Source organism: Streptomyces sp. NPDC060209, assembly GCF_042728155.1.
GTDB lineage: Bacteria > Actinomycetota > Actinomycetes > Streptomycetales > Streptomycetaceae > Streptomyces.
Window position 1 is genome coordinate 1 of record NZ_JBHWZS010000366.1, and the last position, 7,968, is coordinate 7,968.

The following is a 7,968-nucleotide window of genomic DNA, read 5'->3' on the forward strand; positions in this document are numbered from 1 at the left end:
GGGTGCGCGTGCACCCTCCCCGCTCCCGTTCGGCAGCAGACGTCCCCGCCCCTACGAGGCGTCGTTCCCGTCGACCAGCGTTCCGTGCAGGCCCCTGATGTGTTCCTCGACCAGGTCCGCCGCCTCGCCGCCCCGCCCCTCGCGCACCAGCCGCAGCAGCCGCGCGTGCTGTGCGTTGAGTGCGCCCGCCGTCGCCGGCCAGTCGTCGGTCTCCTCCAGGGCGCGCAGGATGAGCGGGCGGACGGATTCGCGCACCGCCGAAGTGAGTGTGGAGGTGAGCGCGTTACCGGAGCTCCCGGCGATCAGGACGTGGAAGCGGGTGTCGAGGTCGTTGAATTCGGCGACGCCCACGTCCGGCTCGCCCATCCGCCGGACGAGCTCCGCCGCCGCGTCGAGGTCCCCGGCCCGGGCGTGCCGGGCGGCGGCCTCCCAGCTCGACCGCTCCAGGACCACGCGCGCCTCCAGCACGTCGTGCAGGCTGTAGCTGCCGAGCGCGAAGTGGAGGCGCAGCAGGCGGCCGAGCGCGTCGTCCGGGTTGCGCACGATGCGTGCCCCGGAATCCGGGCCCCGGCCGGGCTGGGCGACCAGGACGCCGATGGTCTCCAGCACCCTGAGCGCCTCGCGCAGCGCGGACCGGCTGACGCCGAGCACCGGCGCGAGCTCCCGCTCGGGCGGCAGGCGGTCGCCCGCTTTCAGCTCTCCGGCGAAGACCCGTTCCTCGATGCTCTGGAGCACTAGTTCGTGGGTGCGGGACTGCCGTACGGGTTGCCACTCGACGGGCATCCGCTACTCCCTGTTCCGGGCGATACGCATGCCCCGACTATGTCACACAGCGCGTGTGGTCGGACCAAAGCCCGGGGGCGGCTCAGCGGGGTCGCGGCACGCCGCCCCGTGACCTTCTCCGCTGCGGGTCGAGAAGCTGTCCCGCCATCCCGGCCACCACCAGACCGGCGGCGATGAGAAGGCCGTGCCCCATGAAGATGCCGGTCACCAGGCCGACGACTCCGACGGTGAGCCACAGCCACGTCCGGCCGGGACGGAATCCGCGCGGAGCCTCCCGCTCCGGGGCACCGGCGGGTACGGGGTCGTCGCTGCGGAGACGGTCCTCGAGGCCGTGCTGCCGCTCGTCGTAGTGGGGCATGGTGACTCCCTCCCGGATCAGAAACCTTTGGGTCCGACTCCATCGTCGGTGCGGGAGGGGGCCGCGGGACATCGGGGCTGACACCCATCTTCGAGGGGGCGCGCCATGCAGACGGGGCCACGGACCGGGAGCGGAGCCGTGCGCGGCCCTCGACCGGCGATAGTGGAGGCAGTCGTCCGCCCGTGTACCCGTCCGAAGGAGGCCGTGCGGTCTTGTCCCTGTTCTGGCGCATCTTCCTGCTCAACGCCGCGGTGCTGGTCGCCGCCGGGGCTCTGCTGCTGCTCGGCCCGATCACCGTGTCCGCCCCGGTGGTGCTGACCGAGGCCCTGATCCTGGCCGGTGGCATGGCCCTGATGCTCGGCGCGAACGCGCTGCTCCTGCGGCTGGGACTGGCGCCGCTGCAACGGGTCACCCGCGCGATGACGACCATCGATCTCCTGAGTCCGCGTCCGCGCCCGGAGGTCGCCGGTGAGGGGGAGGTCGCGGCGTTGATCGAGACGTTCAACAGCATGCTCGACCGGCTGGAGGCGGAACGCGCGACCAGCAGCGCCCGCGCTCTCGGGGCCCAGGAGGCCGAGCGCCGCCGGGTCGCGCAGGAACTGCACGACGAGGTGGGCCAGACCCTGACCGCGGTTCTGCTGGAACTGAAACGGGTCACCGGTCACGCCCCGGAGCCGCTGCGCGAGGAGCTGGCGCAGGTGCAGGAGATCACCCGGGGAAGCCTGGACGAGATCCGCCGGATCGCGCGACGGCTGCGCCCGGGGGTGCTGGAGGAGCTCGGGCTGGTCAGCGCCCTGACGGCTCTGACCACCGAGACGCCGACACCGAAGGGGCTGACGATCAGGCGGCGGATGGAGAAGGATCTGCCCCCTCTCGGTGAGGAGGCGGAGCTCGTCGTCTACCGCATCGCCCAGGAAGCGGTGACGAACACCGTCCGGCACGCCCGGGCCACCCTGCTCGAACTCTCCCTGCACCGCCGCCCCGGCGGGGTGGAGCTGCGCATCCGTGACGACGGCCGCGGCCTGGGGGACGCCCCCGAGGGCGCGGGACTGCGCGGCATGCGCGAACGCGCCCTGCTCATCGGTGCCACACTCACTCTCGGTACCGGTGCGACGGGCGGCACGGACGTACGCCTCGATGTGCCCGTACGGAACGGAAGCGCCTGACCATGTCCCACTCCCCCGCCGGGTCCCGGAAGACCCGCATCCTGCTCGCCGATGATCACGCCCTGGTACGCCGCGGCGTACGGCTGATCCTCGACGGCGAACCGGACCTCCAGGTCGTGGCCGAGGCGGGCGACGGCGCCGAGGCCATCGAGATGGCGCGTGAGGAGCGGCCCGACCTGGCCGTCCTCGATATCGCCATGCCCCGCCTGACGGGCCTTCAGGCGGCCCGTGAGCTGTCCCGGGTCATGCCGGAGCTGCGCATCCTGATGCTCACCATGTACGACAACGAGCAGTACTTCTTCGAGGCGCTGAAGGCCGGCGCCTCGGGCTTCGTACTGAAGTCGGTCGCCGACCGGGATCTCGTCGAGGCCTGCCGTGCGGCCATGCGCGACGAGCCGTTCCTCTACCCGGGGGCGGTCACCGCCCTCATCCGGAACTACCTGGACCGGGTCAGGGAGGGCGGCGACGTCCCGGACCGGGCGATCACCGAGCGCGAGGAGGAGATCCTCAAACTGGTCGCCGAGGGCCACTCGTCGAAGGAGATCGCGAACATGCTCGTGATCAGCGTCAAGACGGTGGAGCGGCACCGGGCCAATCTGCTGCAGAAGCTGGGGCTCCGTGACCGCCTGGAGCTCACCCGTTACGCGATCCGGGCAGGGCTGATCGAGCCGTAGGAGACCGCGGCCGCGTGCCCGTGACCCCCGCGGAGGGGTTACGGGCACGCGGCGTTTCCGGGTCGGGTCGGGATCAGACGGTGGCCGGCCTCAGCACGACCGGCATCTCCCGGTGGCCGTTGGCGATGAACGACGCCTGAGGGACGAGCTGTTCCCGCGGAACGGCGAGCGCGATGTCCGGGAACGCGGCGAACAGTGCCCGGAGCGCGATGTCGGCCTCCATGCGGCCGAGCGGCGCGCCCAGGCAGTAGTGGACGCCGTGGCCGAAGGCGAGATGGTCGGACGCCTCCCGCGAGGCGTCGAACTCGCAGGCGCTGTCACCGTGGAGTGCGGGGTCGCGGCCCGCGGCGCCGAAGGCGAGGAGGATCGCGTCCCCCTAAGCGCCGCGGCCCGGAGCGCGGCTACGACCTCGCTGTGTGTTTCATACGATTCTCACCCAGTGCGCCTACGGTGCTCCTGTGACCCAGACGACCCCGCCCGGCTGGCATCCAGACCCCGGGCACTCAGGAATCGGCCCCCTCCAGGAACGCTGGTGGGACGGGAGCCGCTGGACCGACCAGCTCCGGATACCCCCCGCGACGGTCCGGCGCCGTCGCATACGCATCGGCGCGGGCATCGCCGTCGGCATCGTCGTACTCGCGGCCGTCGGTGGCGGCGCGTACCTGCTGGGCGACAGTTCGGGCGACCGCACCGACAGTTCGGCCGCGGCCCCCGCACCCTCGGAGAGCCCTCGCCTCCCCGGCGCCCCAGGAGGCGAAGGCGGGCAGAACGGCGGGCAGGACGGCGGCGAGGGCCAGAGCCCCGACCAGCAGATGCCGCAGACGGAGGAGGGATACGCCACCGACGCGGCCAGCGGGATCAGCATCCCCGTCCCCGACGGCTGGAAGGGCCAGTCCGGGGCCATCGGCGCCGGCGTGACGACCGGCGAGTACGCCTGCCCCGGCGACGACGCCCAGACGTGCGTGCGGGGCGGTGTGTTCTCGGCACCGGCTCAGGCCCTGAAGGTCGAGGCGACCACGGCGAAGGCCGCGGCCGAGGCCGACATCAAGGCCAACGCCGAGGAGTCGTACGGCGAGAAGATCTACGGCGGCATCACCTCGCACGAGGAGCTCAAGTCCGGTGCGGTCACCGTCGCCGGGCAGAAGGGCTACCTGGTGCGCTGGAAGGTGGTGACGAAGAACGGCGACGACGGATACGTCGAGTCGCTCGCGTTCCCCTCCCCCAACGTCAAGAGCATGCTGGTGGTCGTCCGCTCCGGCTTCGACATCAACGCCGAGGCACCGAAGCTCTCGGTCCTCGACGACATCACCAAGGGCATCAAGGAAGCGGAGGGATCCGGTTCCGCTTCAGGTTCCGGCGAGACCGCCTGAGGAATCCCACCTCGCCCCGGAGGCCGTACCGGACAGTTCCGGTACGGCCTCGACCCGTACGGTTGCCTGCTGCGCGACCGGGATCTCCGGGCCCGTTCGACCAAGCCGGGAACGCGGCCGGGTGCAGGGCCGGTCCGCCACGAGGCGATCGTGCGCGTCGCCCACGGACCCGGCCGCCTACAGGATCACCATGCCCAGAGGCCGCGTGCCGGCCGGGATCCGCGTCACGTCGCCCGTCGCCACGTCGACCACGCTGAGGCCGTCCCAGTAGCCGTCACGGGTGAAGCCTCCCGATACGTAGGCGGTCCGGCCGTCGGCGGTCACCACCACGTCCTCGTGCGGGCCGTCCAAGGGGATGACGCGCTCCGTCCCACCGGGCGCACGGACGGTCAGGGAAGGGCCCGCGTCGGTCGAGGGGTCGATGGGTCCGGTACCGACCACGTACAGCGTCCCGTCGTCGGCGACCGCGACGCCGTGCTGGTGGGTGTCGGCGGTCATGCGCTCGATGCCGACACGGCCGGTGTCCGGTTCGACCACGGCCAGGCGTTCACCCTCGAAGGGGAGGAGGAGGGCCCCGTCCGAAGGGCGTACGGCGGCGTAGTGCGGCTTGAGCCAGGAACCGAGCCCTCCTTCGGTCCCGTACGGGGCCACTTCGATGCGGCGGGTCTTCCAGGTCGCCGCGTCGACGACCGTGACGTCGAAGGAGTCGTGGTCGGTCGTGTAGATCTGCCGCCCGTCACCCGAGACATCGACGTCGAAGGGCCGGCGGCCGACCGGGACCGTCTCGACCACCTCGCGCCGCACGGTGTCGATCGCTTCCAGAGTGCCGGGAGCACCGGGGACGTTCACGCCGGCATAGACGGTGCGTCCGTCCGGGGAGAGCGCGATCCCCATGCCGCCGCCCCGGTACTCGCCCGTGGTGACGGGCCCCGTGTCGGTCGCGTACGGGATCAGGGCGGTCCGCTTCCGGGTCACGGTGTCCACCGCGGCCACCCCTTCGGCCGTCGCCACCCACGCCGTGCCGTCACCGCCGAGCGCGATGCCGTACGGGGCCGTGCCGACCACGACCGACTGCCGGCCGGACGTCCCACGACCTGACGGGTCGACGAAGGTGACGGTATCGGCTCCGAAGTCCGTGACCAGGAGAGTTCCCCCGGGGATGCGGGCCTGGGCGTCGTCCGTCCGCGCCGCGCTCGGACGCTGCTGCGGTGAGGTGGCGGTCGTGGACGGGGACGTGCTTCCGCTCGGTGCGCATCCGGCGAGCGCCGCCGTGAGAGCGATCGGCACCGCACCGGCGAGAAGGGCCGCGCGCCTCACCGGCCACGGACCGGTTCCGGTCCTGCGGCAGCCGGAGGATGCCGCCCGGGTGAGAAGGTCTTCTGCCCTGGCGCTCATCGGTGGGCACCTTCCTGTGGTCCTGCCGCACCGTGGAAGTCCGCTGCGGCGCCGCGGTCTCCGCCGGCTCCTCCAGCCTCCGGCACCGGCCCGCACGGTCCATCGACCCGTCGGACGGACTCGGGGCGCGGGACGGCTGACGGGTGGGTCAGCCGATCGGACGACCCGCACGGGGCGGTCAGCGGCGGCTTCCCCGTCGAGCCGGACGCGTCGAGCCGGACGCGTCGAGATGAGGACGCCTGCCCCCCTCGGGGATGTCCTCCCGAGGGGGACGACTCGGGGAAGGCGGGGCTTTCACCATGCAGTCACTTCGAGTACGAGCTTGCCTCTGGTCGCGCCGGACTCGCCGGTGCAGTCAGCCCGCGTCCGGCAGGCTCTTCAGGAACCTGGCCGCCACGGGCCCCGCGTCGGCGCCGCCCGAACCGCCGTCCTCCAGCATCACGCACCACGCCAGGTCGCTGTCACCCTGGTAGCCGATCATCCAGGCGTGGGTGCGTGGCGGCTTCTCGTCGCCGAATTCCGCCGTCCCGGTCTTGGCGTGAGGCTGCCCGGGGATTCCCGTCAGGGCGCTGCCCGCTCCGTACGTCACCGTCGCCCGCATCATGTCGCGCAGGGCCCCGGTCACCGACGGGGCGAGCCGTGCCGTCGCCTCGTGCCTCTTCTTGACCGCGTCGGGCACCAGGACCGGCTGCTTGAAGGAGCCCTCCTTCACCGTCGCCGCGATCGACGCCATCACCAGGGGCGAGGCCTGGACCCGGGCCTGGCCGATCGTGGACGCCGCGAGGTCGTTGTCCGAGGTGCTCACCGGGACCGACCCGTCGTACGTCGTGTCGCCCACGTCCCAGACACCCCCGATCCCGAACGCCTCGGCCGCGTCGTGGAGGGCGGAGCCGCCCACCTTGGCGCGGTGCTCCACGAACATGGTGTTGCAGGACTTGGCGAAGGAGTCCTTGAAGGACGAGCCGGCCGGCAGCGTGAACTGGTTCTGGTTCTCGAACCGCTGCCCGTCGACATGCGCGAACTTGGGGCACTTCACGACGTCGGCCGGCTTCATGCCCGCCTTCAGCATCGCGGCCGCCGTCACCACCTTGAACGTCGACCCGGGCGGGTACTGCCCGGCCAGCGCACGGTTCAGGCCTCCGGCCGGACGGTTGGAGACGGCCAGGACGTTGCCGGTGGAGGGCTCCACGGCTACCAGCGCAGCGTTCACCTTCAGCCCCTCCATGGCCGCCGCCGCCGCGCCCTGCACCTCGGGGTCGATGGTGGTCCTGACCGGTGTGCCCGGCTTCGCGGAGCTCTTGGTGAGGGACGCCTCGGCCTGGCCGGACTGCCGGTCGGCGATCACCACCTCACTGGTCGCCGCGCCCCCGCCGCCCCGTAACTGCTTGTCGTAGCGCGCTTCGAGGCCGAAGGTGCCCTTGCCCTGTTCGTCGACCGATCCGCGCAGCGAGGCGGCCTGGAGGTCGTCGCCGTTCTTGTCGAGCACGGCGGCCCGCTCGGCCACCGTCTTCAGCGCGAGCGTCTGCCCGGGCTTCAGCCGGGGGTGGATCATCGGGGAGCCGAACTCCACGGTCCACTGCTCCGCCTTCTTGGTCAGGGTCGCCTCGGACCCGTAGCTGAACAGCCCGACCGCGGGGATGGTGAACCGCGCGGTGTAGGGGACGGTCACCTCGCCCTTGTCGTTCTTCTTGCCGTCGCCCGCCGACAGCTCCGCCTTGGTGGGCTTCAGGTTCGTCATCACCGAGGTCAGCAGGGACTCGGCGTTCTCCGGCGAGTCGGACAGGGCCGCGGCCTCCGCGGCCTCGCCCGCCGCCCACCCGTCGAGGAACGACTGGAGCCGCTCGGTGGCGGCGACCACCTCGGGGTCCGTCTCCGTCCCGTCCCCGGACCAGGCCCGGTACCCCCACCAGCCCGCGCCCGCAGCCAGCACGACGGCCACCGCCACGCCGAGCACCGGCCCTCTGCGTGGTCCGCGACTCCCCGTGCGGTCATGACGTGCCATCTGCTGCAAGGTGGGGTCAGACACTTGGCGCTGTCTCCTCGTCCGCTGCGGATACCTCTTCCGTGACCGGACCGTCCCCGGCCATCCCTCCGACACGCTAACCGCTGCTCCCTGGCGGCGGGGCACCAAGGAGAGCGGCGGGAGAGTGAGCCGAGAGCGGCCGGCGGCGGGCAGCACGACGAACGGGCCGGTGCCGCCCCGCGTCGTCGGGGGGCGGCAC

Annotated in this window: 8 protein-coding genes; 3 read left to right on the top strand and 5 right to left on the bottom strand. The window is 72.2% G+C overall.

Annotated elements, in window-relative coordinates:
- Nucleotides 1–51 precede the first annotated feature (51 nt).
- Together ACFWFI_RS38310 and ACFWFI_RS38315 are read right to left on the bottom strand one after the other, a co-directional pair.
- Nucleotides 52–783 (bottom strand): FadR/GntR family transcriptional regulator, encoded by a 732-nt coding sequence (locus ACFWFI_RS38310; protein ID WP_387399729.1) that lies wholly within the window; start codon nt 781–783, stop codon nt 52–54.
- A gap of 82 nt (nt 784–865) precedes the next feature.
- Nucleotides 866–1,141, bottom strand: coding sequence for a hypothetical protein (locus ACFWFI_RS38315; protein ID WP_387399732.1), 276 nt, complete (start codon nt 1,139–1,141; stop codon nt 866–868).
- A gap of 212 nt (nt 1,142–1,353) precedes the next feature.
- Here ACFWFI_RS38315 and ACFWFI_RS38320 point away from each other — a divergent pair, with 212 nt between their 5' ends.
- Entirely contained in the window at nt 1,354–2,307 is a 954-nt protein-coding gene (locus tag ACFWFI_RS38320; protein WP_387399735.1) for a HAMP domain-containing sensor histidine kinase, read from the top strand.
- A 2-nt stretch (nt 2,308–2,309) separates the two neighbouring features.
- Nucleotides 2,310–2,981 (top strand): response regulator, encoded by a 672-nt coding sequence (locus ACFWFI_RS38325; protein WP_387399738.1) that lies wholly within the window; start codon nt 2,310–2,312, stop codon nt 2,979–2,981.
- A 73-nt stretch (nt 2,982–3,054) separates the two neighbouring features.
- Here ACFWFI_RS38325 and ACFWFI_RS38330 read toward each other — a convergent pair whose 3' ends face one another.
- Nucleotides 3,055–3,348 carry a cytochrome P450 gene (locus ACFWFI_RS38330; RefSeq protein ID WP_387399750.1) on the bottom strand — a complete coding sequence of 98 codons (294 nt, stop codon included), beginning with the start codon at nt 3,346–3,348 and terminating at the stop codon, nt 3,055–3,057.
- Nucleotides 3,349–3,439: 91 nt separating this feature from the next.
- On the opposite strand from ACFWFI_RS38330, the gene ACFWFI_RS38335 reads away from it, so the two are divergent.
- Nucleotides 3,440–4,351, top strand: coding sequence for a DUF2510 domain-containing protein (locus ACFWFI_RS38335; protein WP_387399741.1), 912 nt, complete (start codon nt 3,440–3,442; stop codon nt 4,349–4,351).
- 177 nt (nt 4,352–4,528) lie between these two features.
- Here ACFWFI_RS38335 and ACFWFI_RS38340 read toward each other — a convergent pair whose 3' ends face one another.
- Together ACFWFI_RS38340 and ACFWFI_RS38345 are read right to left on the bottom strand one after the other, a co-directional pair.
- Nucleotides 4,529–5,746: a YncE family protein gene (locus ACFWFI_RS38340; protein ID WP_387399744.1), complete on the bottom strand. Its 1,218-nt coding sequence runs from the start codon at nt 5,744–5,746 to the stop codon at nt 4,529–4,531.
- 355 nt (nt 5,747–6,101) lie between these two features.
- Nucleotides 6,102–7,772, bottom strand: a complete 1,671-nt coding sequence (locus tag ACFWFI_RS38345; RefSeq protein ID WP_387399747.1) for a penicillin-binding transpeptidase domain-containing protein — start codon at nt 7,770–7,772, stop codon at nt 6,102–6,104.
- Nucleotides 7,773–7,968 lie beyond the last annotated feature (196 nt).

Coding starts and splice junctions, on each gene's coding strand:
- ACFWFI_RS38310 (WP_387399729.1), bottom strand. CDS start 783: ATGCCCGTCGAGTGGCAACCCGTACGGCAGTCCCGCACCCACGAACTA.
- ACFWFI_RS38315 (WP_387399732.1), bottom strand. CDS start 1,141: ATGCCCCACTACGACGAGCGGCAGCACGGCCTCGAGGACCGTCTCCGC.
- ACFWFI_RS38325 (WP_387399738.1), top strand. CDS start 2,310: ATGTCCCACTCCCCCGCCGGGTCCCGGAAGACCCGCATCCTGCTCGCC.
- ACFWFI_RS38340 (WP_387399744.1), bottom strand. CDS start 5,746: ATGAGCGCCAGGGCAGAAGACCTTCTCACCCGGGCGGCATCCTCCGGC.